Origin of the sequence: Microbacterium sp. DT81.1 (genome assembly GCF_049844955.1) — a bacterium.
Lineage (GTDB): Bacteria > Actinomycetota > Actinomycetes > Actinomycetales > Microbacteriaceae > Microbacterium.
The window spans coordinates 948173-973666 of record NZ_JBNCMA010000001.1; the positions used below are offsets into that span (position 1 = coordinate 948173).

Consider the following 25494-nt stretch of genomic DNA (forward strand, 5'->3'; position numbering starts at 1 on the left):
TCCATCGTAGGCCGAAACCACGAGAGGCGCCGGGGGTTTGCCCCCGGCGCCTCTCGGCTGCTCTGCGACCTTCCGGTCATTGAGCCTGTCGAAGTGCTAGCGCGCGGCGTAGTACTCGACGACGAGCTGGACTTCACAGGTCACGGGAACCTCGGCGCGCTTGGGGCGGCGCAGAAGGCGTGCCTGCAGCGTCGGAAGGTCGACCTCGAGGTAGCCGGGAACGGGGGGCAGCACGTCGGCGTGACCACCGGCGGCGGCGACCTGGAACGGCTCGGTGCCCTCGCTCTTGGTCTTGACGTGGATCAGCTGACCCGGCTTCACGCGGAAGGAGGGGCGGTCGACGAGCTGGCCGTCGACCAGGATGTGGCGGTGCACGACGAGCTGGCGCGCCTGCGAAGTGCTGCGGGCGAAGCCGGAGCGGAGCACGAGCGAGTCCAGACGCATCTCGAGCAGCTCGACCAGGTTCTCACCGGTCAGGCCCTCGGTACGACGGGCTTCGTTGAACGTGTTGCGCATCTGCTTCTCGCGGATGCCGTACTGGGCGCGCAGGCGCTGCTTCTCACGCAGGCGGACCGCGTAGTCGCTGTCCTGCTTGCGCTTGGTGCGGCCGTGCTCACCGGGAGCGTAGGGGCGCTTCTCGAGGTACTTGGCGGCCTTCGGGGTGAGGGCGATTCCGAGCGCGCGGGAGAGGCGGGTCTTGCTGCGGGTACGTGACTTGGTCGACACGAGAACCTTTCGATGACGTGGCCGCGTCGTTCGCGGCTCACGGACGTATCGCTCTCCCCTGCAGTTTCGGGCGCACGCCGGGGCGCATCGAAAAGTGGTGTGGGGGTGAGAGGATGCTCGAAATCCGTTTCGAGCCGGTTCAGTCTACCAGGTCGGGCGTTTCCGCCCGTGCGGCGGCGGCGTTCACCGCTCACCGTCCAGGATGCGGCGGATCTTGTCGAGCCGGGCTTGGATGTCGCGTTCCGTGCCGTGGTTGGTCGGCTCGTAATAGCGCGTCCCCCGCAGCTCGTCCGGCAGGTACTGCTGCGCGACGACACCGATGTCGGTGTCGTGGGGGTATCTGTAGCCCTTGCCGTGCCCCAGCCGCTTCGCACCGGCGTAGTGCGCGTCGCGCAGATGGACCGGCACGCGGCCGATCCTGCCGGCTCGGACGTCGGCGATCGCCTTGTCGACCGCGAGATAGGCGGCGTTGGACTTGGCCGTCGTCGCCAGGTAGGCGGTGGCTTCCGCCAGGGGGATGCGGCCTTCCGGCATCCCGATGAAGGCCACGGCGTCGGCGGCCGCGACCGCGATCTGCAGCGCCTGCGGGTCGGCCAGTCCGATGTCCTCCGCGGCGGAGATGACGAGCCGGCGGGCGATGAAGCGCGGGTCCTCCCCCGCCTCGATCATCCGCGCGAGGTAGTGGATGGCCGCGTCGACGTCCGATCCGCGAATCGACTTGATGAACGCGCTGATCACGTCATAGTGCTCGTCGCCCTGCCTGTCGTAGCGCAGCAGCGCCCGATCGACGGCCTGCGCCACGATGTCGGCCGTGACGAGCGGTGCATCCTCGCCGTCGGTCGCCGCCATCCCGGCCGCCGCCTCGAGCGCGGTGAGAGCCCGCCGCGCGTCGCCGGAGGCGAGGCGGATGAGCGCCGCCCGCGCATCGGGCGCGAGGGTCACCGTGCCGTGCAGCCCGCGGGGATCCTCGAGGGCACGGTCGACCAGTGCGCCGAGGTCCTCGTCGCTGAGGGGTTGGAGGGTCAGCAGCAGCGAACGTGAGAGCAGGGGCGAGATGACGGAGAACGACGGATTCTCCGTGGTCGCGGCGATGAGGATGACCCAGCCGTTCTCGACGCCAGGGAGCAGCGCATCCTGCTGCGCCTTCGTGAAGCGATGGATCTCGTCGAGGAAGAGAATCGTGGAGTGACCGTAGAGGTCACGCTGATTCAGCGCGTCCTGCATCACCTCCCGCACGTCGCGCACTCCCGCGGTCACGGCCGAGAGCTCGACGAACCGCCGGCCCGACGAGCGGGCTATCGCCTGCGCGAGCGTCGTCTTGCCGGTGCCAGGCGGGCCCCACAGGATGATCGACACCGCACCGGGTGCGACGGCTTTCGGATCGGCGAGCGCCGTGATGGGCGATCCCGGCTTCAGCAGGTGGGCCTGCCCTGCGACCTCGTCGAGCGACACCGGCCGCATCCGCACCGCAAGGGGCGTCTGTCCCTGGAAGAGGGCGGTGGGACTCGTCACCCACCCAGGCTAATCGCCGACGCCGACACGCGCTCCGCGCACCGGTTTGGGGATGCCGGGACGGGATGCGTAGGCTTCTGCTCGGTTCGATCGGACCACCGTGTCACCGAGGAGGACCCGTGGCGTCTGGCAGCAAGCCGCCCAGCGGCAAGGATCGCGCCGGCCGCGCCGCCCGAGAACGTGCACGTCTGTATCAGGCGCGAGCCGCCTATCACCAGGGTCAGCAGCGCCGCCGCACGCGCGACAACTGGACGGCCGGAATCGTCGCCGGCGTCCTGATCCTCGGCGCCATCGGATCGCAGTTCCTGTACTACACCGTGGGCCCCGCTGCTCCGGAGCCCGCTCCGACGCAGACGACGTCGCCGTCGCCCACGCCGACGCAGACCACGTCGCCGTCGCCCACGCCGAGCGCGACGCCCACGGGTGAGCCGGTGCCGGGACCCACCGAGACCCCCTGAGCGGAACGCCCCGGCGTATTAGGCTGGGGGCGTCCATCCGCACTCCCGTCGGCCCTGGGCCGCGCAAGGAGAATCACGTGTCTTCCACCGAGTCCGCCACCGACGTCCCCGACTCCTCCGGCTCTTCCGAGTCCACCATCGAGACCCCGGAAGGCGCCGACGCGCCCGAGTCCTCCGCCGAGATCACCGAGGCGCCCGAGTCGCCGTTGGAGCGCGACGACGCGGAGGGGTCGTCCCTCGAGGCGGATGACTCGCCCGCGGTCGCGGACGACCCGGCCACCGCCGGACAGCTGGCGGATCCGCGGGAGGTCCCGGCCGACGGCGACCCCGAAGCGGATGCCGCGGGCTCGTCACTGGAGGAGCCGGAGGTCGAGCCGGAGCCGGTCGGCGCACCCGAGCCGGCCGCGGAGCCGGAGCCCGCCGCTGAGCCGGAGCCCGCCGCTGAGCCCGCCCCCGAACCGGAGCCCGCCGCTGAGCCGGAACCCGCCGCTGAGCCCGCCGCCGAACCGGAGCCCGCCGCGGAGCCCGCCGCGGAGCCAGAGCCCACCGCCGCGCCGGAGCCTGCAGCAGAGCCCGAATCCCCCGCAGAGCCCGAACCCGCCGGAGAGACGGAGCCGGTGGCCGCGGCTCCCATCGGTCCCGTCCCCACCCCCCGCCCCGTACCGAGGCCGGCGCCGCGGCCGGGACGTCCGGTCTCCTCGACCGCGCCCAAGCCGGCCGAGCCGTGGGGCCGCGTCGACGAGGGCGGCACCGTCTTCGTGCGCGAGGGCGACTCCTGGCGCGAGGTCGGGCAGTTCCCCGACGGCGACCCGCAGGAGGCGCTCGCGTACTTCGAGCGCAAGTTCCAGGACCTTGCCGCCAAGGTGCGGCTGCTCGAACAGCGCAACAGCCGCGGTGGCGCATCGGCATCCGATCTCGGGTCGGCCGCCGCACACCTGCGCGAGGAGATCACCGGCGCCGCCGCCGTCGGCGACCTGGCCTCGCTGGAAGCCCGCATCGACGCGCTCACGGAGTCGCTGTCCGCCGCCACCGAGACCGAGGCGGCCGCCGCCCGCGAAGCGGTGGACGCCGCCATCGCCGAGCGCACCTCGCTCGTCGAGAAGGCGGAGGCCCTCGCCGCACGCGATCCGCGCACGACGCAATGGAAGCAGGCATCCACCGAACTGGCCGCCCTCTTCGAGTCTTGGCAGTCGCAGCAGCAGAACGGCCCGCGCCTCCCCAAGTCGATCTCCCAGCAGCTCTGGAAGCGATTCCGCGACGCTCGCTCGACGGTGGAGCGGCACCGTCGCGAGTTCTACGCCGAACTGGACGAGACGCACAAGGCTGCCCGTGACCGCAAGACGGCGCTCGTCGAGAAGGCCGAGGCGCTCATTCCCAAGGGCGAGGACGGTATCACCGCGTATCGGGGACTGCTCGATGACTGGAAGACCGTCGGCAGGGCCGGCAAGAAGGTCGATGACGCCCTGTGGGCTCGCTTCAAGGCGGCCGGCGATGCCATCTACGGCGCCCGCGTCGAGCGCGACGCCGCCGAGCAGGCGGAGTCGCAGCCGCGCATCGAGGAGAAGCGCGCCCTACTCGCCGAGGCCGCGGCCGTCGCGGATCAGGCGGACATCGTCAAGGCGCGGAGCATCCTGACGGGCATCCAGCGTCGCTGGGACGAGGTCGGCCGCATCTCGCCGCGCGAGAAGGAGCGAGCCCTCGACGATGAGCTCCGCAAGGTGGAAACGGCTCTGCGGGCGCGGGAAGACGTCGACTGGAAGCGGAACAACCCCGAGACCAAGGCGCGTGCCGGCGACATGTCGCGTCAGCTCAACGAGGCGATCGAGAAGCTCGAGAGAGAGCTGGCGAAGGCCGAGGCGGCCGGCGACAAGGGCGCCATCGCGAAGGCGCAGGAAGCGCTGGACGCTCGGAAGGCCTGGTTGCGGGCGCTCGGCGTCTGAGGATTCCTCGGCCGCGGCCGCTGTGGACGACTGTGTTCTCCACAGAGGGGCGCCTTCGGGCTTCGGGCCCTCCGATTTCGGGCACACTCCAGAGATGCACTCGTCGTATCTCTACTTCGCCGATGACCGGTTCTCTGCGGCCGAGCTGTCGGCGGCGCGGCTCGACGGTCACCTCGTCGAACTCGGAGAGGGATACATCCCCGCGGATGCCGTCGAGACGACGCACCTGAGGGCGGCCTCCCTCGCCGTGCTGCTGGGTGACACCCTCGCGGCGACGCACCTGTCCGCCGCCTGGGTCTACGGCGCCCTCGACGAGGTGCCGGCCCGTCACGCCGTGCAGCGCGCGGTCCCCCGGCGCATCCATCAGCTGATAGATCGCCGTTTCCTCTACCGCGACGGGTACATCGAGACGGATGACGTGACGACCGTAGGCGGGGTCCTCGTGACCGCGCCCGCCCGCACGACGGCGGATCTGGCCCGCATCGTGCAGGCGGAGCCGGACTCCGCCGTCGCGCTCCGAGGCATGGCGCGGGTCTTCCCCGGCGTGCTGGCCGAGGCGCGCGCCTGGTTCCACGCCCACGGGCCCGTACCGGGGAAGCGGGGCGCCCTCCGGGTGCTGGAGGACGAGGAGTCGGAGCTCGTCAGGATGATGTGACGCGATAGACGTCGTACACGGCGTCGATGCGCCGAACGGCGTTCAGCACACGATCCAGGTGCACGGTGTCGCCCATCTCGAACACGAACCGGCTGATCGCCAGGCGATCGTTGCTCGTCGAGACGGTGGCCGAGAGGATGTTGACGTGGTGCTCGCTGAGCACCCGCGTCACGTCCGACAGCAGGCCCGAGCGGTCGAGCGCCTCGACCTGGATCTGCACGAGGAAGAGGCTTTTGGTCGTCGGCGCCCAATCCACCTCGATGATCCGCTCGGGATCCTCCATGAGGGACCGCACGTTCGTGCAGTCACTGCGGTGCACCGAGACGCCGCTCCCCCGGGTCACGAAGCCGACGATCTCATCGCCCGGCACCGGCGTGCAGCACTTGGCGAGCTTGACCAGGATGTCGGGGGCACCGCGCACCAGCACGCCGGAGTCGCCGCTGCGCGGCTGCCGCTGCCGGCCGATCTGCGGGAGGTCGATGGGGCCGGTCGAGGTGTCGTTCGCTCCGACGAGCGACGTGACCTTCTCGATCACCGACTGCGTGGAGACGTGTCCCTCACCGACGGCGGCGTAGAGCGCCGACACGTCCTCGTACTTGAGGTGGTGTGCGACCTCGGTGAAGGAGTCCTGACTCATCAGGCGCTGCAGGGGCAGGTTCTGACGGCGCATCGCTCGGGCGATCGCCTCCTTGCCCTGCTCGATCGCCTCTTCGCGGCGCTCCTTCGTGAACCAGCCGCGGATCTTGTTGCGCGCCCGTGTGCTGGCGACGAAACCCAGCCAGTCCTGGCTCGGCCCGGCATCCGGGTTCTTCGATGTGAACACCTCTACCACGTCGCCGCTGGTGAGCTTCGACTCGAGCGGCACGAGGCGCCCGTTCACCTTCGCGCCCATCGTGCGGTGCCCGACCTCGGTGTGCACCGCGTAGGCGAAGTCCACGGGCGTCGCGCCGCCCGGCAGGCCGATGACGCGGCCCTTCGGGGTGAAGACGTAGACCTCCTTGGCACCGATCTCGAACCGAAGGGAGTCGAGGAACTCGCCCGGATCGGCCGTCTCCGCCTGCCAGTCGGAGATGTGCGCGAGCCAGGCCATGTCAGCGTCCATCGACTTGCCGGTCTCGGACTTGCCGCCGTTCATCCGCTCTTTGTACTTCCAGTGCGCGGCGACGCCGAACTCGGCCTGCTGGTGCATCTCGTGGGTGCGGATCTGGATCTCCACCGTGCGGCCGCCCGGCCCGATGACCGTAGTGTGCAGCGACTGGTAGAGGTTGAACTTCGGGGTGGCGATGTAGTCCTTGAACCGGCCGGGCAGCGGTGTCCACCGTGCGTGGATCGCCCCGAGCACCGCGTAGCAGTCGCGCACCGTGCCGACCAGCACGCGGATGCCGATCAGGTCGTAGATGTCGTCGAACTCCCGGCCCCGCACGACCATCTTCTGGTACACCGAGTAGAGCTGCTTCGGCCGGCCGGCGACCCGCCCGCGCACGCGCAGCTCACGCAGGTCCTCGTCGACGGCCTCGATCACGCTGTGCACGTACTGTTCGCGCTGCGGGGTGCGCTGCTTGACGAGGCTCTCGATCTCGGCATAGAGCTTGGGGTGCAGAACCGCGAACGAGAGATCCTCGAGCTCCGACTTGATGGTCTGGATGCCGAGGCGATGCGCCAGCGGGGCGTAGATCTCAAGCGTCTCGGTGGCCTTCTTCTGGGCCTTCTCGGGCTGCACGAAGCCCCACGTGCGTGCGTTGTGCAGCCGATCCGCCAGCTTGATCAGCAGCACGCGGATGTCCTTCGACATCGCGACGATCATCTTGCGGACCGTCTCGGCCTGGGCGCTCTCGCCGTACTTGACCTTGTCGAGCTTGGTCACGCCGTCGACGAGCATGGCGACCTCGTCGCCGAACTCGGCGGAGAGCTGATCGAGCCCGTACCCGGTGTCCTCCACCGTGTCGTGCAGGAGAGCCGCCGCGATCGCACGCGGGCCGAGTCCCAGATCGGCGAGAATCTGGGCGACGGCGACCGGATGCGTGATGTACGGCTCGCCGCTCTGGCGCACCTGCCCCTCGTGGGCCTTCGACGCGACGGCGTACGCGCGCTCGATGACGCTCAGATCGCCCTTCGGGTGGTTCGAGCGCACCGTGCGCAGCAGATGCTCGAGGTCGTCCCTGCGGGCGGACCTGGAGAAGATGCGCGGAACCAGCCGGCGGAGGCTGGATGACTGCGCGGCCGCCGGGACTGTCTCTGTCACCGCATCACCCCCCTGCCTGCCTGGACGAACTGGTCAATCCTACGCCCGGGCGAGGTGCCTCCAGAGCCGCCTAAGCGGCCACCGTCGCCCGCTGACGCGACTCCAGCACACGGGCGTCCCGCTCCTTGATGGGAGCCTCGTTCTCGCGGAACAGCGAGTACAGCGGCGCCGCGACGAACAGCGTGGAGTACGTGGCGACGAAGATGCCGACGAAGATCGCGAGGGAGATGTCGGTGAGGGTCTCGGCGCCGAGCCAGAAGGCGCCGATGAAAAGGATGGCACCGACCGGGAGGGCCGCCACGATCGAGGTGTTGATCGAGCGGATCAGCGTCTGGTTGACGGCGAGGTTGACGGACTCTCCGAAGGTGCGGCCGGATATCTCGCCGTCCTCCGTCGTGTTCTCGCGGATCTTGTCGAACACGACCGTGGTGTCGTACAGCGAGTACGACAGGATCGTCAGGAAGCCGATCACCGCCGCCGGGGAGATCTCGAAGCCGGCCAGGGCGTAGATGCCGATCGTGATGATCAGCACGTCGATCAGGCCGAGGATGGCCGCCACGGACATCTTCCAGGTGCGGAAGTACAGCGCCAGGATGATGAACGTCAGCGCGAGGAAGATGGCGAGACCCCACAGGGACTGGCGGGTGACGTCCTGGCCCCAGCTCGGGCCGATGAACGACGCGGTGACCTCGGTGACCGGAACGTCGTACGCCGCGGCGAGCGCCTCGGTGACGTCCTGGGTCTCATCCGGGGTGAGCTGATCGGTCTGCACGCGGACGGCCGTGCTGCCGATCGTCGTCACCTTGGTGGTGGCATCCGGTACGACGCTCTGCACGGCCTCCGTGGCATCGTTCTGGTCGGGCGACTCGAGCCCCGACACGGTGAACTGCGATCCGCCGGTGAACTCGATCGAGAACTGCACCGGCCGGATCAGCGGGACCAGCGCCGAGGCGATCACCAGCACGGCGGCGAGGATGAACCACAGCCGCCGGCGTCCCACGAACGGGAACGAGGTCTTGCCGGAATAGAGCTCGTTGCCGAGCTGACTCATGGAGCGCATCAGCGGCCTCCCTCCTTGCCGGACGTGGTCGGTGCCTTGGCTGTCGTCGTGGTGGTGGTCGGCGTGACCGGCACAGCCGTCGTGTTCTTTGCGGGCGCAGGGGCTTTCGTCGACGTCGGGTTCTTGCCCGTTGCCGCATTCTTGCCCGATGCCGGGGGCTTCACCGGCGTGGGGGCCGACGTCTTCGCGGCCGCAAGTTCTGCCTGCTTGCGCTCGGCGATCGTCTGGCGCCGTTCGGCCTCGCCGCGCGAGCGGGTGGCCCGTCCGGCGGCGCCGCCCCTGACCGCCACGGGAACGGGCTCGCGGAACTGCGCCCGACCGCGATAGACCGCCCCGAGCGCCTCGGGATCCAGACCCGACAGGGGGTGTCCGGACCCGAAGAAGCGCGTGCGGGCCAGCAGCTGCATCACCGGATGGGTGAACAGGATGAAGATCAGGATGTCGATGAGCGTCGTGAGGCCGAGGGTGAAGGCGAAGCCCTTCACGGTGGCGTCGGCCAAGATGTACAGCACCACGGCGGCGAGGATGTTGATCGACTTCGAGATGTAGATCGTGCGCCGCGCTCGACCCCAGCCGTCCTCGACGGCCGACGTGATCGACTTGCCGTCACGCAGCTCATCCTTGATGCGTTCGAAGTAGACGATGAACGAGTCGGCGGTGAAGCCGATCGTCACGATCAGGCCGGCGACGCCGGCGAGCGACAGGCGGAAGCCCATGCGCCACGCGAGGATGCACATCGTGATGTAGGTGAGCACGCCCATGACGATCAGCGACGCGATGATCACGAATCCGAGCGCGCGGTAGACGATGAGCGAGTAGATCGCCACGAGCGCGAGTCCGATGAGACCGGCGATGAGCCCGATCTGCAGCTGCTGCGAGCCCAGGGTCGCGGAGATCGTGTCCGAGCTGACCACCGCGAAGCTCAGCGGGAGGGCGCCGTACTTGAGCTGGTCTGCCAGCGTCTTGGAGGTCTCCTGCGTGAACGAGCCGGTGATGCTCGGCTTGCCGTCGAGGATGACGCCGTTCATCTGCGGCGCCGAGAGCACGTAGCCATCGAGCACGAAGGCGAACTGGTCGAGCGGCGCCGTCGCGCCGTACAGCCGCTGGCTGATCTCGCCGAAGGTGTTGGTGCCCTCGTCGTCGAAGTCGAGGTTGACGGCCCACCGGCCGGTGGTCTGCTCGAGGCCGAAGGTCGCATCATCGATGGACGAGCCGTCGAGCTCCACCGGGCCGAGGATGTACTTGACCGAACCCGTGGGGTCGCAGGTGATCAGCGGCTGATCGGCCGGCGCCTGCGCGGGGTCGTTCGCCGGGTCCGCGCAGTCGTAGGCCAGGAACTCCGCCTGCAGGGCCGGCGTGATCCACGCCGGGTCGCTGCCGCTGCTCGGAGCAACGGAGGGCGTCGCCTGCAGCGTCGGGTCCGGTGTGGGATACGGGGTGCGGTTGCCGTCCGTGCCGACGAAGTCGGTGGCGGGCTCGCCGGCGTACAGCACGGCCCGCAGCTCGAGCTGAGCGCTCTGCTCGATCCGGTTGCGGGTCTCCTCATCGGCCGTTCCGGGGATCTGGACGACGATGTTCCGGCCGCCCTCCGTCGTGACATCCGCTTCGCCGACGCCCGTGGCATCCACGCGCTGGCGGATGATCGTCACCGCCTGGTTCAGCTGATCCTCGTTCGGTGCTGTGCCGTCCTCGGTCTGCGCCTCGAGGATGATCTGCGTTCCGCCCTGCAGGTCGAGGGCCAGCTCAGGGCTCCACGAACTCTGCTTGAAGACGTAGACGCCGAGGGCGTTGATGCCGAAGAGAACGGCCGTGATGATGAGGAGGCCGAGGAGCGCGCGCCAGGCGTGCCGGACGGGGGTGGATGTCGCCACGAAGGGATCAGCTTTCTGCGTACGCCCGCGAGCGGGCGAGCGGGTTTAGTCCTCGGTCTTCTTGCGCGTGTCGGGGTCGACGGCGGGCTTGATGGCCACGTCGTCGATCGACTCGATCGCGGGTGCATCCTGGATGGGCTCTTCGGTGAGCTCCGTCTCGGCCACGGGGTCCACGACGCGGAGGATCGCCTGGCTGTGCACCTTGATGACGGTGCCGGGTGCGATCTCGACCTCGGCCGGCTGGTCGAGGTTATCGGGGTCGTACGCCACGATGGTGCCGTAGAGCCCGCCCTGCAGCAGCACCTCGGCGCCGGGCACCGTCTGCCGTGCCTTGGCCTCCTGCTCGAGCTTCTGCTTCTGCATGCGCTTGCGCGAGTTCCAGAACATGAAGACGAGGAGCACCGCCAGCAGGATGAACAGGCCGTAGTTAGCGAAGAATTCTGCCATGCGAGAGGGGATGACCTTCCGGGAGCGGCACGCCACGACGACGAGGATGCCTAGGGGATTGCGGCGAGAAGCCTTCAGCGATTATAGGTCATCGAACCTGAGCGCACCGTCTGGGTGTGGGGCGCCCAGATGCGCGTAGGCCTCGGGGGTGGCGATGCGACCGCGCGGCGTCCTGCCCATGAAGCCGATGCGCACGAGGTACGGCTCGACGACGCTCTCGACGGTGTCGGGCTCCTCGCCGACCGCGATGGCGAGCGTGTTCAGTCCCACCGGACCGCCGCGGAAGCGCTTGACGAGTGCCTCCAGCACGGCCCGGTCCAGCCGGTCCAGGCCGATCACATCCACGTCGTAGAGCTCGAGCGCCGCGCGCACGGCGTCCAGTCCGGCCGGCAGCTCGTGCACCAGCACGTAGTCGCGCACGCGGCGCAGCAGCCGGTTCGCGATACGGGGCGTCCCCCGTGAGCGCCGTGCGATCTCGGCTCGGGCCGGTGGCGGGATGTCGACGCCCAGCATCGCCGCTGAGCGCTCGATCACCCGCTCCAGTTCCGCGGGCTCGTAGTACTCGAGGTGCGCGGTGAAGCCGAACCGGTCGCGCAGCGGGTTGGGCAGCAGCCCCGACCTGGTCGTCGCTCCGACGAGCGTGAACGGCGCCAGGTCCAGTGGAATGCTCGTGGCGCCCGCGCCCTTGCCGACCATGATGTCGATGCGGAAGTCCTCCATCGCGAGGTAGAGCATCTCCTCGGCGGAGCGCGCCATCCGGTGCACCTCGTCGATGAACAGCACCTCGCCCGGCGTCAGGCTCGACAGGAGAGCCGCCAGGTCGCCGGCGTGCTGGATCGCCGGCCCGCTGGAGAGGCGCAGTGGCCGCGCGCTCTCGTGCGCGACGATCATCGCGAGTGTCGTCTTTCCCAGACCAGGAGGCCCCGACAGCAGGATGTGATCGGCCGGGCGCTGCTGGATGCGGGCCGCATCCAGCAGCAGCTGGAGCTGTCCCCGCACCTTCTGCTGCCCCACGAACTCGGCGAGCGAAGCGGGCCGGAGCGCTCCCTCGATCGCGAGCTCGGTCTCATCGACCGGATCGTCGGCGTCCCGGATGTCATCCACGAGCGGCCCCATGCGGTGCGGGACCGAGGGCGGCGAGCGTCAGGCGCAGCAGCACGGGGACCGAGGCGCGATCGACAGCGGATGCCTCGGCGGCGGTCGTGGTGACCGCCTCGGTCGCGACCCGTTCGGGCCAGCCGAGTCCTGTCAGCGCCTCCGCCACCTGCGTCAGTACGGCGGCCGGAGCGTCGATGACCCTGGCCGCGGTGCGCACGGGAGCTTCGAGCTTGCCGGCGAGCTGCACCACGATGAGTTTGGCGGTCTTCGGGCCGATGCCCGGGACCCGGCGGAACGGCGCGTCGTCGTCGGCCGCCACCGCGGCGGCGATCTGCTCCACGGAGAGCCCGGAGAGCACCCCGAGCGCCGACTTCGGACCGACGCCGGTGACTCCCAGCAGCAGCGAGAAGACGGCCAGCTCCTCCCGCGTCTCGAAGCCGAACAGCGACAGCGCGTCCTCGCGCACCACGAGGTGCGTGTGGATGTGCACGACGTCGCCGGGGTGCGTGGAGCGGGCGAGACCCGCGGGGACGGCGACCGTGAGGCCCACTCCCCCGACCTCGACGACCAGGGTGTCCGCGTCGACGTGCGCGGTCGTTCCCCGAAGAGAAGAGATCATTCGCCAAGCCTAGGCGGCGGCGCGGACAGCCTCAGGGTGCCACGCGGGGTGTAGGGCGCCGCGCGATGCGGGATGCCCGTCGCTCGGCATCGCGCCACGCGCGGAGGGCCGGTGTGTCGGACTGCGAGGCATCGCCGGCGGGGCCTCCGCGCCAGCCGTGGCAGAGGGCGAGGGCCAGCGCATCGGCGGCATCCGCCGGCTGGGGAAGGGCCTCCAGGCGCAGCACGCGGGCGACCATGGTCTGCACCTGGCGCTTGTCGGCGGCGCCGTACCCCGTGACTGCCGCCTTGATCTCGGTCGGCGTGTGCAGGGCCGCCGGCAGCCCGTGCTCGGCGGCGATGAGCAGCGCGATGCCACTGGCCTGGGCCGTCCCCATCACCGTGTGCATGTTCTGCTGGGCGAAGACGCGCTCGACCGCGACGACGTGCGGGCCGTGCTCATCGATGACGGCACGGATGCCGGCCGCGATGGCGGCGAGGCGCTCGGCGATCGGTGCGTCCGGAGACGAGCGGACCACTCCCACGTGCACCAGCGTGGCCGATCGGTCGCGCGCGACATCCACCACGCCCACACCGCAGCGGGTGAGGCCGGGGTCGATTCCGAGCACACGGAGGGAGGCCACGCTCCCACGCTAGGCGGGAGGTGCCGGACGGGTCCGCAGGCGCGCCCTTCGTCTCGTCGCGAAGCCGGTCGCTGAGCGAGCGAAGCGAGACGAAGCGTCGCTCAGGGACCGCCTTCGCCGGCGAGGGCCCCATGCGTCTCCGCGGGCGCAGCGCCGACTACTCGTCGTCGGCGAGCTCGGCCTGCACCTCGGGCGTCAGGTCGAAGTTGCTGTACACGTTCTGCACGTCGTCGCTGTCCTCCAGCGCGTCGATGAGCCGGAACACCTTGCGAGCCGTGTCCGCATCCACCTCGACCTTGAGCGAGGGAACGAACTCGACATCCGCCGACTCGTAGTCGATCCCGGCATCCTGCAGCGCCGAACGCACCTTCACGAGGTCGGACGCGTCCGTGATGATGCCGAATCCATCGGCGTGCGGCTCGATCTCCTCCGCCCCCGCGTCGAGCACGGCGAGCATGACATCGTCCTCCGTCGTGCCATCGGAGGACACGACGATGACGCCCTTGCGGTGGAAGTTGTAGGCGACGCTTCCCGGATCCGCCATGGTGCCGCCGTTGCGCGTCATGGTCGTGCGCACCTCCGCGGCAGCGCGGTTCTTGTTGTCGGTGAGGCACTCGATGAGCAGCGCCACGCCGTGAGGCCCGTAGCCCTCGTACATGATCGTGGAGTAGTCGACGGACTCGCCCGTCAGCCCGGCGCCCCGCTTGACCGCGCGGTTGATGTTGTCGATGGGCACCGACGTCTTCTTGGCCTTCTGGACGGCATCCTGCAGCGTGGGGTTTCCCGCGAGGTCGGCGCCGCCCATCTTCGCGGCGACTTCGATGTTCTTGATGAGCTTGGCGAACGACTTGGCACGGCGGGAGTCGATGACCGCCTTCTTGTGCTTCGTCGTGGCCCACTTGGAGTGACCGGACATGCCCCCAGTTTACGGTGCGCGGGGGATGCCACACGTGCCGGGTGCGCGCCCGGTTGCGCACGAGCGGACCCGGTGCAACACTGACGCCCGTGGACGATCGAGACCGCGCGCTCGACGCGGCGCATCGGCGGGCGACGGAGTTCCTGCACTCCCTGGACGAGCGACCGGTATGGCCTCCGGTCTCGCTCGAGGGCATGCTGGCGCAGCTCGACGTGCCTCTCGACGATGCGGGGATGGATGCCGAGGCCGTCGTCGAGGACCTCGCCCGCATCGCGGACCCGGGCCTGGCCGGGATCGCCGGCGGCCGCTTCTACGGATTGGTCATCGGCGGATCGCTGCCGGCCGCCCTCGCGGCGGACTGGCTCGTGTCGTCGTGGGACCAGAACTCCGGCTCGTCGGCGCTGACACCGGCGACCGTCGCGCTCGAGCGCGTCGCGGGCCGATGGATGCTCGACATGTTCGGGCTGCCCGCCTCGGCGAGCGTCGGGTTCGTGACGGGCGGCCAGGTGGCGAACTTCACCTGTCTCGCCACGGCGCGCAATGCCGTGCTGGCCCGCAGCGGGTGGGCCATGGCGGAGCGTGGGATCCGATCCGCTCCATCGGTGCGCTTCGTCGTCGGCGAGCACCGGCACGGGTCCATCGACAGGGCAGCGCGCATGCTCGGGATCGGCCGCGACGAGTTCGTGATCGTGCCGGCGGACGGCGAGGGACGGATGTCGCCCGATGGGCTCCGCGAGGCGCTCGCGCAGGGAGAGGGGCCGCTCATCGTCTGCCTTCAGGCCGGCGAAGTGCACACCGGCGCGTTCGACGACTTCGTGAGCCTCGTCCCCATCGCGCGCGATCGGGGCGCTTGGATCCACATCGACGGGGCGTTCGGCCTCTGGGCCGCCGCCTCACCGTCGCTCCGACACCTCACGGAGGGGATCTCGGGCGCCGACTCGTGGGCGACCGACGCCCACAAGACGCTCAATGTGCCGTACGACTGCGGCATGGCGATCGTGCGTGATCCCGCGGACTCCATCGCCATGTTCCGCACGGGTGGGGACTATCTGGTCCATACGCGACTCGACCCGTGGGATGTCACGCCGGAGCTGTCCAGACGAGCGCGCGGCGTTCCGGCGTGGGCCGCTCTGCGCAGTCTCGGACGGAGCGGCGTCGCCGCCCTCGTGGACAGGTTGCGCGTCAATGCGCGAGCGATGGCGGACGGGCTGGCCGACATCGCGGGCGTCGAGGTCGTCAACGATGTGGTCTATACCCAGGTTCTGTTCCGGCTGAGCGACGACGAGGCGACGCGGAGCCTGGGCTCGGCCATCCTGAGCGACGGAACGGCCGTCGTCACGGGCGCGGAGTGGCATGGCCGCGCGGCGCTGAGGTGCTCCATGTCGTCGTGGGCCACCACACCAGAGGACATCGAGCGCACTCTTGCGGCGATCCGCAGGCTGGTCGTCGACTCCTAGGCGCCCGCTCTGAGGTCGTTCATGATCCGCTCGTACTGACGCCGGCCCACCAGCGCGTAGAGGATCTTGATGGGCAGCGGCACCTCTTTCGCGAAGCTCTCCCGCTCCTGGGGGCTCATCAGGTCCAGGATCAGTCCGTAGAAGAGGAAGATCTGCGAGCGCGCGTAGGACTTCTGCGCGACGTCGCCGAACTCCTCCCACTCCTTCGCGGTCATGACCTCCTCGATCACCGGCACGATGTGCTCCTCCTCGGCCGTGAGGTGGTCGCCCAGCACGCGAGAGATCTCATCGAGCGTGGACGCGAGGGGGGCGGATGTCGTCGGCCCGGGGCCCGTCTGCCATGCCTCCAGCAGGGCGGGCATCTCATCGAGCAGGAGCGCAACCTGGGCGTGGTGGCGCTTCATCAGCTCGACATGGATGGCGCATGCCGGTCGACGACCCTCCACGGTGTCCCACAGCATCGCGTCTTCGAGGCGGTGGTGGTGGTGCAGCGCGTCGTCCACAAGCGACACGTTCTTCCCGATCGATGCGATCCGAGCGCGATCGCCCGGGTCCGCGTGCCGGACCGCCTCGGGTGCGAGCGCGTAGAGCCGCCGGAAGCACAGGTGCGCGAGCACGAGGTCCTGCGCGTCGCAGAGCTTGGCCGGCGGCGGATCGCCGGTCGCGGGCAGCGGAACGCTCATCGCACGGACCCCCGGTTCTGAAAGGATCACCCATTGCCATTGCGCAGGTTATAGCGCGCACGCTTCGAACGGCAAGCGCCTCAGGACGCGATCTTCGCGAGCGTGCGCAGGTTCCGGTTGGTCGTCCGCGACTTGTAGGTCGCCTTCGCCAGGATCTTCGCGAACGGGGTGTCGGTCGTCGAGCCCTTCACGGGATTCCAGTACACGACGCCGGGTCCGGCGGCTGCCGGGTCCACGGCGGGGTCGAGGGATGCCGCTGCCGCCGCGAGCTCGTCGCGGGTGGCCATGTCGACGCAGAAGATCACCCACGGCTGCCGCGCGGCGTCGGACGCGTCGTACGGGAATCCCTCGACCGCGCGGACCAGTTCGGTCAGGGTGACCAGAACGATCCAGGCGTCGTAGCCGAATCGTTCGCGGAGGCCGGCTTCGATGGAGGCCTTGAGCGGATCCCGGCGGCCGGCCGCGGCATCCGTCTCGAATCGCACGTTCCCGCTCGCGAGGTACGTGCGCACGTCATGGAAACCCAGAGTGTCCTGGAACAGCGCAACGAGGTCGGCGTTGCGGATCGTGATGCCACCGACGTTGACCCCGCGAAGGAGCGCGACCCAGGTGGTCACCGGACTGCCCGCACGCTCTCGAGGAAGAGCTCGTGGAAGCGATGCTCGCCCGTGACCTCCGGATGAAACGACGTGCCGAGCAGCGCACCCTGCCGTACCGCGACCACGCGTCCGTCCTCGAGGCTGGCAAGGGTTTCGACACCCTCCGCCGACTCGAGGACGAGCGGGGCGCGGATGAACACGGCGTGGACGGCCGGGTCACCGAGCACCGGGACGTCGAGATCGGTCTCGAACGAGTCGACCTGGCTGCCGAATGCATTGCGCTGGACGGTCACATCCAGTCCGCCGAACGTCTGCTGACCCTCGATGCCGTCCGTGATCCGGTCGGCCAGCAGGATGAGTCCGGCGCAGGTGCCGTACATCGGCATCCCCGCGGCGATGGCGTCGCGCACCGGCTCACGCATGCCGAACGCACGAGACAGCTTGTCGATCACGCTCGACTCGCCCCCGGGTATGACGAGGCCGTCGACGGCGGCCAGCTCCGCAGGGCGGCGGACCAGCTCGACGTCTGCACCGAGGTCGGTCAGCACCCGCACGTGCTCCCGGACGTCGCCCTGCAGCGAGAGGACGCCGATGTGCGGGCGACGCGTGCTCACGCTCGCGAGCCGCTACCAGCCACGCTCTGCGAGGCGGTGCGGCGCGGCGAGGTCCGAAACGTTGATGCCGACCATGGCCTCGCCCAATCCGCGGGAGACATCGGCGATGACCTTGGCGTCGTCGTAGAAGGTGGTGGCCTTGACGATCGCCGCGGCGCGCTCAGCGGGGTTGCCGGACTTGAAGATGCCCGAGCCGACGAACACGCCGTCGGCGCCCAGCTGCATCATCATCGCGGCGTCGGCGGGGGTGGCGACGCCGCCAGCGACGAACAGCACGACGGGAAGCTTGCCGGTCTCGGCGATCTCGGCGACGAGCTCGTACGGCGCCTGCAGCTCCTTGGCGGCGACGTAAAGCTCGTCCTTCGTCAGGGAGCGCAGCACGTTGATCTCGGCGGAGATCTTGCGGATGTGCTTCGTCGCCTCCGAGACGTCGCCGGTGCCCGCCTCGCCCTTGGAGCGGATCATCGCCGCGCCCTCGTTGATGCGGCGAAGCGCCTCACCCAGGTTGGTCGCGCCGCAGACGAAGGGAACGGTGAACTTCCACTTGTCGATGTGGTTCACGTAGTCGGCGGGTGAGAGCACCTCGGACTCGTCGATGTAGTCGACGCCCAGCTCCTGCAGCACCTGCGCCTCGACGAAGTGCCCGATGCGGGCTTTCGCCATGACGGGGATGGAGACGGCGCTGATGATCCCGTCGATCATGTCGGGATCGCTCATGCGGGAGACTCCGCCTTGGGCGCGGATATCGGCCGGCACCCGCTCGAGCGCCATGACGGCGACGGCGCCGGCATCCTCAGCGATCTTCGCCTGCTCGACGGTGACCACATCCATGATGACCCCGCCCTTGAGCATCTCGGCGAGTCCGCGCTTCACCCGGCTGGAGCCGGTCTGTGCGCGGGATGTGGTCTGGTTGCTGCTGTCCGTCATGATGGTCGATTCTATTCCGGTCCGTGGTTCTCGCTTTACCGCCAGTGGGGAGGCGGTGGCATGATCGAGCGGTGAAGATCCTGTCCATCCAGTCCGCGGTCGCGTACGGCCATGTCGGCAATTCCGCCGCCGTCTTCCCCCTGCAGCGCATCGGCGTCGAGGTCCTTCCCGTCTACACGGTCAATTTCTCGAACCACACGGGGTACGGGGCTTGGCGGGGGCCGCTGATCTCCCCGAATGATGTGCGTGATGTGATCACCGGCATCGAGGAGCGCGGCGTCTTCCCCGAGATCGACGTCGTGCTGTCCGGGTATCAAGGCGGCGAGGGCATCGGCGATGTCATCGTCGACGCCGTCGCCCGGGTCAAGGCGGCCAATCCGTCAGCCGTGTACGCGTGCGATCCGGTGATGGGCAACGCGAAGTCGGGATGCTTCGTCGCCCCGGCCATCCCGGAGCTGCTGCGCGAGCGGGTCGTTCCGGTCGCCGACATCATCACGCCGAACCAGTTCGAGCTCGGCTACCTCACCGGCACCGAGCCGGACACGCTCGTGTCCACTCTCGAGTCCGCGGACGCCGCCAGGGAGATGGGACCGAGCACGGTTCTCGTGACCAGCGTGGAGCGTCCCGACCGTGAGCGAGAGACGATCGAGATGCTCGTGGTCGACGATGCGGGGGCGTGGATCGCGCAGACGCCCTTGCTGCCGATGAAGGCGAACGGGTCGGGGGACGTCACGGCCGCCCTGTTCACCGCTCACTATCGCCGGCTCGGGGATGCCGCACAGGCGTTGGCCCACACGGTCTCGAGCGTGTTCGATCTGCTGCGCACCACCCACGAGTCCGGTTCGCGCGAGCTGCAGCTCGTCGAGTCGCAGACGTTCTACGCCCACCCCCGCCTTCAGTTCCCCGTTCGCCAGGTTCGCTGAGACCCGTTCACGAACCGGACGGTGGCCAGCCTTCGGCGATGCTGGCGCGCACGTCACCCAGCAGCTGAGGCAGCGCCTTGGTCTTCGCGATGATCGGGAAGAAGTTCGCATCCGACGCCCAACGGGGCACGATGTGCTGATGCAGGTGAGCGTCTACGCCCGCGCCGGCGATCGATCCCTGGTTCATGCCGATGTTGAACCCGTCGCACCGGGACACCGCACTGAGCACGCGCATTCCGGTCTGCGTGAGGGCGCCGATCTCGGCGACCTCCTCGTCGGTCGCCTCGTCGTAGGTCGAGATGTGACGGTAGGGGCAGACGAGCAGGTGTCCCGAGTTGTACGGGAAGAGGTTCAGCAGCACGTAGGCCGTGCGCCCGCGGGCGACGAGAAGCCCCTCCTCATCCGACAGCGCGGGTGCCGCGCAGAACGGGCATGCGTCGCGCAGCACCTGCGGCCCGGCCTTGATGTAGGCCATGCGGTGCGGTGTCCACAGGCGCTGGAACTCGTCGGGAATCCCCGCGAGCGTCGCGGCGTCCTCCAGCGACCCCTCTTTATCAGTCACGATCCGGTCCCTGAGCGAGCGCGCCCTCATCGGGTCCCTGAGCGAGCGCACCCTCATCCGGTCCCTGAGCGAGCGAAGCGAGACGAAGGGTCACGCCAGGTCCTCCGCGGTGTGCACCAGCGCGTGCGAGTCGATGGCGGTGCGGATGCGCCCGACGGCCTCATCCACCGGCACGCCGTTCTGCTGTGAGCCGTCCCGGAACCGGAACGACACGGTACCCGCCGCACGGTCCTGCTCCCCCGCGATCAGCATCAGCGGCACCTTGCCCGTCGTATGGTTGCGGATCTTCTTCTGCATGCGGTCATCGGAGTGATCGACCTCGGCCCGCACGTCGTCGGCGCGCAGCCGGGCGATCACATCGTCGAGGTACTCGCCGTACTGCTCCGCGACGGGAACTCCGACGACCTGCACAGGCGACAGCCACACCGGGAAGTCGCCCGCGTAGTGCTCCAGCAGGATCGCGAAGAACCGTTCGATCGACCCCATCAGGGCGCGGTGGATCATGACCGGCCGCTTCTTGGCGCCGTCGCGATCCGTGAATTCCAGGTCGAACCGCTCGGGCAGGTTGAAGTCCAGCTGCACGGTGGACAGCTGCCAGGTGCGGCCGATGGCGTCCTTGACCTTGAGGTCGATCTTGGGTCCGTAGAACGCCGCCTCGCCGGCGACCTCGGTGAGCTTCAGCCCGCTCGCGAGCGCCACCCGGCGAAGCGCGTCTGTCGCCTCGGCCCAGTGCTCCTCGTCGCCGATCCACTTCGACTTCTCGTCGTCGCGCATCGAGAGCTCCAGCTCGAAGTCGTTCAAGCCGAAGTCGCGCAGCAGCGAGAGCACGAACTCGAGCACCTCCGCCACCTCGCCCTCGAGCTGCTCGGGGGTCACGAACAGGTGCGCATCGTCCTGGGTGAATCCACGGACGCGGGTGAGACCGTGCAGCGCACCCGACAGCTCGTTCCGGTAGACCGTCCCGTTCTCGGCGAGTCGCATCGGCAGATCGCGGTAGCTGCGCGCGCGCTCGCGGTAGATCAGGATGTGCATCGGGCAGTTCATCGGCTTGAGGTAGTAGTCGACGCCCTGCTTGGTGATCTCGCCGTTCTCGTCGCGCTCCTCATCGAGGTGGATCGGCGGGAACATCCCCTCCTTGTACGTCACGAGGTGGTTGGACTCGATGAAGAGGTCCTTCTTCGTGATGTGCGGGGTGTAGACGTAGGTGTAGCCGGCACGCTTATGGCGACGCAGCGCGTGCTGCTCCATCTCCTGGCGGATGATGCCGCCGCGGGGGTGCCAGACCGACAGGCCCGAGCCGATCTCGTCGGGGAACGAGAACAGGTCGAGCTCCTTGCCGAGCCGGCGGTGGTCGCGCTTGGCGGCCTCTGCGAGGCGCTCCTGGTAGGCGCGCAGCTCATCCTTCGAGGGCCATGCGGTGCCGTAGATGCGCTGCAGCTGCGGGTTCTTCTCACTGCCGCGCCAGTACGCCGCGGCGATGCGGGTGAGATCCCAGCCGTTGCCGATCACGCGGGTGCTCGGCAAGTGCGGACCGCGGCAGAGGTCCTTCCAGACCACCTCGCCGTCGCGGTTCACGTTGTCGTAGATCGTGAGCTCGCCGGCTCCGACCTCGACGGATGCGCCCTCCGCGATCTCGGTCGCTGAGCCTGTCGAAGCGCCGCCCTTGAGCCCTATCAGCTCGAGCTTGAACGGCTCCGCGGCGAGCTCGGCACGCGCTTCCTCGTCGCTGACCACGCGGCGCACGAACCGCTGACCCTCGCGGATGATGCGCTGCATCTCCTTGTCGATCGCCTTCACATCCTCGGGCGTGAAGGGCTCCTCGACGCCGAAGTCGTAGTAGAAGCCGTCGGTGATCGGCGGACCGATGCCGAGATTCGCGTGCGGGTTGATGCGCTGAACCGCCTGGGCCAGCACGTGGGCGGCTGAGTGGCGCAGGATGTCGAGGCCGTCGGGGCTGTCGATGGTGATCGGCTCGACGGCATCCGAACCGGCGACCGGAGTCGCGAGATCCTTCAGCTCGCCGTTCACGCGCATGGCGACGACGGATCGATCGGGGAAGAGGGCGAAGCCGTCGTGAGACGGCTGGGCGTTGTCAGACAAGGGAACTCTCCAAGAGTGGTCGGATCAAGGCTACTGCTCAGCTTCGGGCGCGCTCGCGCCCTGCCCGCTCAGGCCCGAGGCGTTCGCGTGCCGGTGACCGCGACGAGAGCCGCGAGGTTCAGCCGGTGGAGTTCCATGCCCGAAGTCTACCGGGCGGGGTCAAGGTGCTTGAGGGCTTCACGCCGGCTCAGCGGGCTGAGCGCGTGTGAGTCGGCGAACCCGCGCACCCAGTCCGGGGCGACGCGGGCGTACTCCCGCAGGGCCCAGCCGATCGCCTTGCGGATGAAGAACTCCCGGTCGGCGACGTTCGGCGCGATCACGTCCGCCAGCAGCTGCGGATCCACCCGGTCGCGACGACCGAGCTGGGAGATGATGGCGATCCGCCGTATCCACATGTCGTCGTCGACACTCCACGAGCGCGCGAGCTTCGCGGTGCTCTCCGGATGCCGATCGTGCAGATCGGCGAGCCGATGCGAGAGCTCGTCGGTGTAGTCCCACCACCGCCCGGTGCGCACCATATGCTCGATGACCGCCGTGACGGAGAGATCATCGGATGCCGGCGGCACGGCCAGCAGGGCCATCGCGGCGTAGCGCTCCTCGCGAAAGGCGGCCTCGTCCCAGAGTTCCCGTGCTGCGCGTCGAAGGACCGCCGCATCCTTTTCGCCCTTGGCGGCGGCGCGTGCGATGCGGCGTGTCTGTGGCACGCCCACGCCGAGGAACGGCATGGCGGACTTCATGTAGGCCTGCTGCCCCGCGGCACGCGGCGGATCGGCCGCCGCGCGCACGCCATGACGGATGTCGCGCACGAGGTCGCTCATGCGCTCAGCCTAGGAGGCGCCCGTGCGCGCTCGCCGGGAACGAGAAAACCCCCGAAGAGCCGGGGGTTTCATCTGTGCGCGATACTGGGATCGAACCAGTGACCTCTTCCGTGTCAGGGAAGCGCGCTACCGCTGCGCCAATCGCGCCCGTTCGGGCTATTCAGTTGCAGTGAAGGTGACAGTGTTCTTGAGGTGGCGACGGGATTCGAACCCGTGTAAACGGCTTTGCAGGCCGGTGCCTAGCCGCTCGGCCACGCCACCGCGTGTGGTTTGACCCCACGTGCCGTGGTCTCCCAGAAAGAGGAGACCCCTGCACTCGAGCGGATGACGAGACTCGAACTCGCGACCCCAACCTTGGCAAGGTTGTGCGCTACCAACTGCGCTACATCCGCGTTTCCGGATCGCTCCGGGCACTCGTGCAACTTTAGCCGACAAAATCGCGAGCGCAAAACCATGACGCTCCGCGCGCGTCATCCGCTGCCGGTTCGTTCGCGGCCGAGGCATCCGGTAGTATCGTGAACCGGTCCTGCGGGGCCGACGGGCGATTGGCGCAGTTGGTAGCGCGCTTCCTTCACACGGAAGAGGTCATCAGTTCGAGTCTGGTATCGCCCACCGAATCAGTTCCCGACGGCCCAGCCGAAGCGGCGATGCAGCGCGTCCGCGACGCGCACGAATCGCTCGAGATCGAGCGCGGCCGCCTCGCGTCGCATGCCGTCCACGTGCACGCTGTAGACCTGCTCGATGTCGACCCAGGACGGCCGCCCCTGCGCATCCCATGTGCCCGCCCCGAGCGCGAGGAAGTCACGATCGCCGTCGTGCGACTTGCTCGTGAGGCGCACCGCGTAGACGCGATCCTCCGACTGCCGGCCGATCACCAGCACCGGGCGGTCCTTGCCACGACCGTCGTTCTCGGCGTACGGCACCCAGGTCCAGACGATTTCTCCGGCGTCGGGATCGCCATCGGGGTGCGGGGCGTAGGAGATCTGCAGCCCGTTGCGTGCGGGCGGCGCCACGGCCGCGGTCACCGTCGCTCCCGTGCGCCCGAGCTCGCCGGTGGAGGCGACGAGACCCGCGCCCGGCGCGACCGCCGGGGACCTCGTCCCGAAGAGCCGGCGGATCGAGCCGAGGATTCCGCGTCGTGCAACCATCACCGGCCCACCCTACTTGCGCGAGTCGGCGGGAACGCCGGAAGGGGCGCCGCGTTTCCGCGACGCCCCTTCCGGACGGGTGGTGCCAATACGGTTCAGCGGCGGCTGTCCGCGAGCACGTAGCCTTCCTCGCCGTGGACGATGGTGTCGATGCCGGCGACCTCGTCCTCGTTCTTGACGCGGAAGCCCATCGTCTTCTGGATGACCCAGCCGATCGCGTAGGCCAGCACGAACGAGTAGGCGAGCACCGAGAAGGCCGCGATCGCCTGAACGAGCAGCTGCGTTCCGTCGCCGCCCATGAACAGGCCGGTGCCGTTGGCGAAGAAGCCGAGGTAGAGCGTTCCGATGAGACCACCGACGAGGTGGATGCCCACCACGTCGAGCGAGTCGTCGAAGCCCCACTTGAACTTCAGCTCGATGGCGAGGGCGCAGACGGCGCCGGCGATGAGGCCGAGCAGGATGGCCCAGACCGGGCTGAGCGCGGCGCACGCGGGCGTGATGGCGACGAGACCGGCGACGGCGCCCGAGGCGGCTCCGACGGAGGTCGGCTTGCCGTCCTTGATCTTCTCGACGATCAGCCAGGCCAGCAGGGCGGCGGCCGGTGCGGCGATCGTGTTGACGAAGGCCAGCGCCGCCACGTTGTCCGCTGCCAGCTCTGAGCCGGCGTTGAAGCCGAACCAGCCGAACCACAGGAGACCGGCGCCGAGCAGGACGAACGGCGGGTTGTGCGGAACAGTGATGCCCTTCTGGAAGCCGACGCGCTTGCCGAGCACCAGTGCCAGGGCGAGGGCAGCCGCACCCGCGTTGATGTGCACCGCGGTACCGCCGGCGAAGTCGATCGCACCGACGCCGAACCACGTCTGCATGCCGTAGGTGATCCAGCCGCCGTAGGAGAAGCTGCCGTCCTCAGCCAGGCCGAAGTTGAACACCCAGCTCGCGACCGGGAAGTAGACGATGGTCGCCCAGACGGCGGCGAACACCATCCACGCGCCGAACTTGGCGCGGTCGGCGATGGCGCCGGAGACGAGGGCGACCGTGAGGATCGCGAACGTCGCCTGGAACGCCACGAACGCCAGGGGCGGGTAGGCCGCGCCCTCCGGTGCCTCGAGCAGGCTCGCCAGCCCGAACTCGGCGGGGTCGATCGTCCAGGGGAACTGGATGGTGCCGGCGGCGGTCGTCGGGAATGCGATGGCGTAGCCGTAGAGCACCCAGAGGACGCCGATGAGACCGAGCGCGCCGAAGCTGAGCATCATCATGCTGATGACGCTCTTCGCCTTGACGAGACCGCCGTAGAAGAACGCCAGCCCTGGCGTCATCAGCAGGACGAGCGCGGCGGATAGGAGGATGAATGCTGTGTTGCCTTGATCCATCTCGTGTGGAACCTCTCTGCGGGGGACGCAGGTGTAGCGTCGGGTTCCCTCAGTGTCGCGACCGCGGGTTTCCCCCGCCGTGCGTGTCGTGTTTCACGAGCGTTACGTGCCACGCCCCCACGTAAAC

The 25494-nt window shown here is 69.0% G+C and carries 24 protein-coding genes and 4 tRNA genes; 6 read left to right on the forward strand and 22 right to left on the reverse strand.

Features of this window, described 5'->3' with window-relative positions; translation table 11 throughout:
• Positions 1–96: 96 nt before the first annotated feature.
• Together rpsD and ACLQ2Q_RS04460 are read right to left on the reverse strand one after the other, a co-directional pair.
• Positions 97–726 carry a 30S ribosomal protein S4 gene (gene rpsD, locus ACLQ2Q_RS04455; RefSeq protein ID WP_425818330.1) on the reverse strand — a complete coding sequence of 210 codons (630 nt, stop codon included), beginning with the start codon at positions 724–726 and terminating at the stop codon, positions 97–99.
• 183 nt (positions 727–909) lie between these two features.
• Positions 910–2187: a replication-associated recombination protein A gene (locus ACLQ2Q_RS04460; protein ID WP_425818635.1), complete on the reverse strand. Its 1278-nt coding sequence runs from the start codon at positions 2185–2187 to the stop codon at positions 910–912.
• 170 nt (positions 2188–2357) lie between these two features.
• Here ACLQ2Q_RS04460 and ACLQ2Q_RS04465 point away from each other — a divergent pair, with 170 nt between their 5' ends.
• From ACLQ2Q_RS04465 to ACLQ2Q_RS04475, 3 genes are all read left to right on the forward strand, one after another.
• On the forward strand, positions 2358–2696 hold the full coding sequence (locus tag ACLQ2Q_RS04465) for a dioxygenase (RefSeq protein WP_425818332.1): 339 nt from the start codon (positions 2358–2360) through the stop codon (positions 2694–2696).
• 77 nt (positions 2697–2773) lie between these two features.
• Positions 2774–4636, forward strand: a complete 1863-nt coding sequence (locus tag ACLQ2Q_RS04470) for a DUF349 domain-containing protein (RefSeq protein ID WP_425818334.1) — start codon at positions 2774–2776, stop codon at positions 4634–4636.
• A gap of 94 nt (positions 4637–4730) precedes the next feature.
• Complete coding sequence (locus tag ACLQ2Q_RS04475) at positions 4731–5291, forward strand: type IV toxin-antitoxin system AbiEi family antitoxin (protein WP_425818336.1); 561 nt, start codon at positions 4731–4733, stop codon at positions 5289–5291.
• Here ACLQ2Q_RS04475 and ACLQ2Q_RS04480 read toward each other — a convergent pair.
• The 8 genes from ACLQ2Q_RS04480 to ACLQ2Q_RS04515 all read right to left on the reverse strand — a co-directional run bounded on the left by ACLQ2Q_RS04480 (position 5278) and on the right by ACLQ2Q_RS04515 (position 14166).
• Positions 5278–7533 carry a RelA/SpoT family protein gene (locus ACLQ2Q_RS04480; RefSeq protein ID WP_425818338.1) on the reverse strand — a complete coding sequence of 752 codons (2256 nt, stop codon included), beginning with the start codon at positions 7531–7533 and terminating at the stop codon, positions 5278–5280. The genes ACLQ2Q_RS04475 and ACLQ2Q_RS04480 overlap by 14 nt on opposite strands.
• A 70-nt stretch (positions 7534–7603) precedes the next feature.
• Positions 7604–8593 carry a protein translocase subunit SecF gene (secF, locus tag ACLQ2Q_RS04485; RefSeq protein ID WP_425818340.1) on the reverse strand — a complete coding sequence of 330 codons (990 nt, stop codon included), beginning with the start codon at positions 8591–8593 and terminating at the stop codon, positions 7604–7606.
• A complete protein-coding gene (gene secD / locus ACLQ2Q_RS04490; RefSeq protein ID WP_425818342.1) occupies positions 8593–10464 on the reverse strand; it encodes a protein translocase subunit SecD in 1872 nt (623 codons plus the stop codon). The genes secF and secD overlap by 1 nt, the downstream gene beginning before the upstream one ends.
• Before the next feature lie 45 nt (positions 10465–10509).
• Positions 10510–10911, reverse strand: coding sequence for a preprotein translocase subunit YajC (locus ACLQ2Q_RS04495; protein WP_425818344.1), 402 nt, complete (start codon positions 10909–10911; stop codon positions 10510–10512).
• An 81-nt stretch (positions 10912–10992) separates the two neighbouring features.
• Positions 10993–12015, reverse strand: a complete 1023-nt coding sequence (gene ruvB / locus ACLQ2Q_RS04500; RefSeq protein WP_425818346.1) for a Holliday junction branch migration DNA helicase RuvB — start codon at positions 12013–12015, stop codon at positions 10993–10995.
• The gene (ruvA, locus tag ACLQ2Q_RS04505; protein ID WP_425818348.1) at positions 12008–12628 is read right to left on the reverse strand and encodes a Holliday junction branch migration protein RuvA; all 621 of its coding nucleotides are present in this window, start codon (positions 12626–12628) and stop codon (positions 12008–12010) included. Before ruvA ends, ruvB begins: the two co-directional genes overlap by 8 nt.
• 31 nt (positions 12629–12659) lie before the next feature.
• Positions 12660–13250, reverse strand: a complete 591-nt coding sequence (gene ruvC / locus ACLQ2Q_RS04510; protein WP_425818350.1) for a crossover junction endodeoxyribonuclease RuvC — start codon at positions 13248–13250, stop codon at positions 12660–12662.
• Between the two features lie 157 nt (positions 13251–13407).
• Positions 13408–14166 (reverse strand): YebC/PmpR family DNA-binding transcriptional regulator, encoded by a 759-nt coding sequence (locus ACLQ2Q_RS04515; RefSeq protein ID WP_425818352.1) that lies wholly within the window; start codon positions 14164–14166, stop codon positions 13408–13410.
• Positions 14167–14255: 89 nt separating this feature from the next.
• Between ACLQ2Q_RS04515 and ACLQ2Q_RS04520 the strand changes: the two genes are divergently transcribed.
• Positions 14256–15623, forward strand: coding sequence for a pyridoxal phosphate-dependent decarboxylase family protein (locus ACLQ2Q_RS04520; protein WP_425818354.1), 1368 nt, complete (start codon positions 14256–14258; stop codon positions 15621–15623).
• Here ACLQ2Q_RS04520 and ACLQ2Q_RS04525 read toward each other — a convergent pair.
• The 4 genes from ACLQ2Q_RS04525 to pdxS all read right to left on the reverse strand — a co-directional run bounded on the left by ACLQ2Q_RS04525 (position 15620) and on the right by pdxS (position 18446).
• A complete protein-coding gene (locus ACLQ2Q_RS04525; RefSeq protein ID WP_425818356.1) occupies positions 15620–16306 on the reverse strand; it encodes a hemerythrin domain-containing protein in 687 nt (228 codons plus the stop codon). The genes ACLQ2Q_RS04520 and ACLQ2Q_RS04525 overlap by 4 nt on opposite strands.
• Positions 16307–16386: 80 nt before the next feature.
• On the reverse strand, positions 16387–16923 hold the full coding sequence (locus tag ACLQ2Q_RS04530; RefSeq protein ID WP_425818358.1) for a DUF1697 domain-containing protein: 537 nt from the start codon (positions 16921–16923) through the stop codon (positions 16387–16389).
• Positions 16920–17519 carry a pyridoxal 5'-phosphate synthase glutaminase subunit PdxT gene (gene pdxT / locus ACLQ2Q_RS04535; RefSeq protein WP_425818360.1) on the reverse strand — a complete coding sequence of 200 codons (600 nt, stop codon included), beginning with the start codon at positions 17517–17519 and terminating at the stop codon, positions 16920–16922. The genes ACLQ2Q_RS04530 and pdxT overlap by 4 nt, the downstream gene beginning before the upstream one ends.
• Positions 17520–17531: 12 nt before the next feature.
• Positions 17532–18446, reverse strand: a complete 915-nt coding sequence (gene pdxS / locus ACLQ2Q_RS04540; RefSeq protein WP_425818362.1) for a pyridoxal 5'-phosphate synthase lyase subunit PdxS — start codon at positions 18444–18446, stop codon at positions 17532–17534.
• Positions 18447–18517: 71 nt separating this feature from the next.
• Between pdxS and pdxY the strand changes: the two genes are divergently transcribed.
• The gene (pdxY, locus tag ACLQ2Q_RS04545) at positions 18518–19369 is read left to right on the forward strand and encodes a pyridoxal kinase PdxY (RefSeq protein ID WP_425818364.1); all 852 of its coding nucleotides are present in this window, start codon (positions 18518–18520) and stop codon (positions 19367–19369) included.
• Positions 19370–19376: 7 nt separating this feature from the next.
• Here pdxY and ACLQ2Q_RS04550 read toward each other — a convergent pair whose 3' ends face one another.
• The 6 genes from ACLQ2Q_RS04550 to ACLQ2Q_RS04575 form a co-directional block, all read right to left on the reverse strand.
• A complete protein-coding gene (locus ACLQ2Q_RS04550) occupies positions 19377–19931 on the reverse strand; it encodes an HIT family protein (protein ID WP_425818366.1) in 555 nt (184 codons plus the stop codon).
• 90 nt (positions 19932–20021) lie between these two features.
• On the reverse strand, positions 20022–21965 hold the full coding sequence (thrS, locus tag ACLQ2Q_RS04555; protein WP_425818637.1) for a threonine--tRNA ligase: 1944 nt from the start codon (positions 21963–21965) through the stop codon (positions 20022–20024).
• A gap of 212 nt (positions 21966–22177) precedes the next feature.
• Positions 22178–22849: a DNA alkylation repair protein gene (locus tag ACLQ2Q_RS04560; RefSeq protein WP_425818368.1), complete on the reverse strand. Its 672-nt coding sequence runs from the start codon at positions 22847–22849 to the stop codon at positions 22178–22180.
• Positions 22850–22924: 75 nt separating this feature from the next.
• Positions 22925–22996: transfer RNA gene (locus ACLQ2Q_RS04565), tRNA-Val, on the reverse strand.
• Between the two features lie 43 nt (positions 22997–23039).
• A tRNA-Cys gene (locus tag ACLQ2Q_RS04570) sits at positions 23040–23110 on the reverse strand.
• Between the two features lie 58 nt (positions 23111–23168).
• Positions 23169–23241, reverse strand: a tRNA-Gly gene (locus ACLQ2Q_RS04575).
• Positions 23242–23388: 147 nt separating this feature from the next.
• On the opposite strand from ACLQ2Q_RS04575, the gene ACLQ2Q_RS04580 reads away from it, so the two are divergent.
• Positions 23389–23461, forward strand: a tRNA-Val gene (locus ACLQ2Q_RS04580).
• Positions 23462–23466: 5 nt separating this feature from the next.
• Here ACLQ2Q_RS04580 and ACLQ2Q_RS04585 read toward each other — a convergent pair.
• Positions 23467–23997 carry a type II toxin-antitoxin system PemK/MazF family toxin gene (locus tag ACLQ2Q_RS04585; RefSeq protein WP_425818639.1) on the reverse strand — a complete coding sequence of 177 codons (531 nt, stop codon included), beginning with the start codon at positions 23995–23997 and terminating at the stop codon, positions 23467–23469.
• 95 nt (positions 23998–24092) lie between these two features.
• On the reverse strand, positions 24093–25367 hold the full coding sequence (locus ACLQ2Q_RS04590) for an ammonium transporter (protein WP_425818370.1): 1275 nt from the start codon (positions 25365–25367) through the stop codon (positions 24093–24095).
• Between the last annotated feature and the right edge of the window lie 127 nt (positions 25368–25494).

What these genes read in the sequence shown, in the direction of transcription:
- ACLQ2Q_RS04515 (WP_425818352.1), bottom strand. Translation starts at nt 14,166, where the DNA reads ATGTCCGGTCACTCCAAGTGGGCCACGACGAAGCACAAGAAGGCGGTC.
- ACLQ2Q_RS04560 (WP_425818368.1), bottom strand. Translation starts at nt 22,849, where the DNA reads ATGAGCGACCTCGTGCGCGACATCCGTCATGGCGTGCGCGCGGCGGCC.
- thrS (WP_425818637.1), bottom strand. Translation starts at nt 21,965, where the DNA reads ATGCGCGTGAACGGCGAGCTGAAGGATCTCGCGACTCCGGTCGCCGGT.
- secF (WP_425818340.1), bottom strand. Translation starts at nt 8,593, where the DNA reads ATGCGCTCCATGAGTCAGCTCGGCAACGAGCTCTATTCCGGCAAGACC.
- pdxS (WP_425818362.1), bottom strand. Translation starts at nt 18,446, where the DNA reads ATGACGGACAGCAGCAACCAGACCACATCCCGCGCACAGACCGGCTCC.
- ACLQ2Q_RS04585 (WP_425818639.1), bottom strand. Translation starts at nt 23,997, where the DNA reads ATGGTTGCACGACGCGGAATCCTCGGCTCGATCCGCCGGCTCTTCGGG.
- ACLQ2Q_RS04475 (WP_425818336.1), top strand. Translation starts at nt 4,731, where the DNA reads ATGCACTCGTCGTATCTCTACTTCGCCGATGACCGGTTCTCTGCGGCC.
- ACLQ2Q_RS04495 (WP_425818344.1), bottom strand. Translation starts at nt 10,911, where the DNA reads ATGGCAGAATTCTTCGCTAACTACGGCCTGTTCATCCTGCTGGCGGTG.
- ACLQ2Q_RS04525 (WP_425818356.1), bottom strand. Translation starts at nt 16,306, where the DNA reads ATGAGCGTTCCGCTGCCCGCGACCGGCGATCCGCCGCCGGCCAAGCTC.
- ACLQ2Q_RS04460 (WP_425818635.1), bottom strand. Translation starts at nt 2,187, where the DNA reads ATGCGGCCGGTGTCGCTCGACGAGGTCGCAGGGCAGGCCCACCTGCTG.
- ruvA (WP_425818348.1), bottom strand. Translation starts at nt 12,628, where the DNA reads ATGATCTCTTCTCTTCGGGGAACGACCGCGCACGTCGACGCGGACACC.
- ACLQ2Q_RS04590 (WP_425818370.1), bottom strand. Translation starts at nt 25,367, where the DNA reads ATGGATCAAGGCAACACAGCATTCATCCTCCTATCCGCCGCGCTCGTC.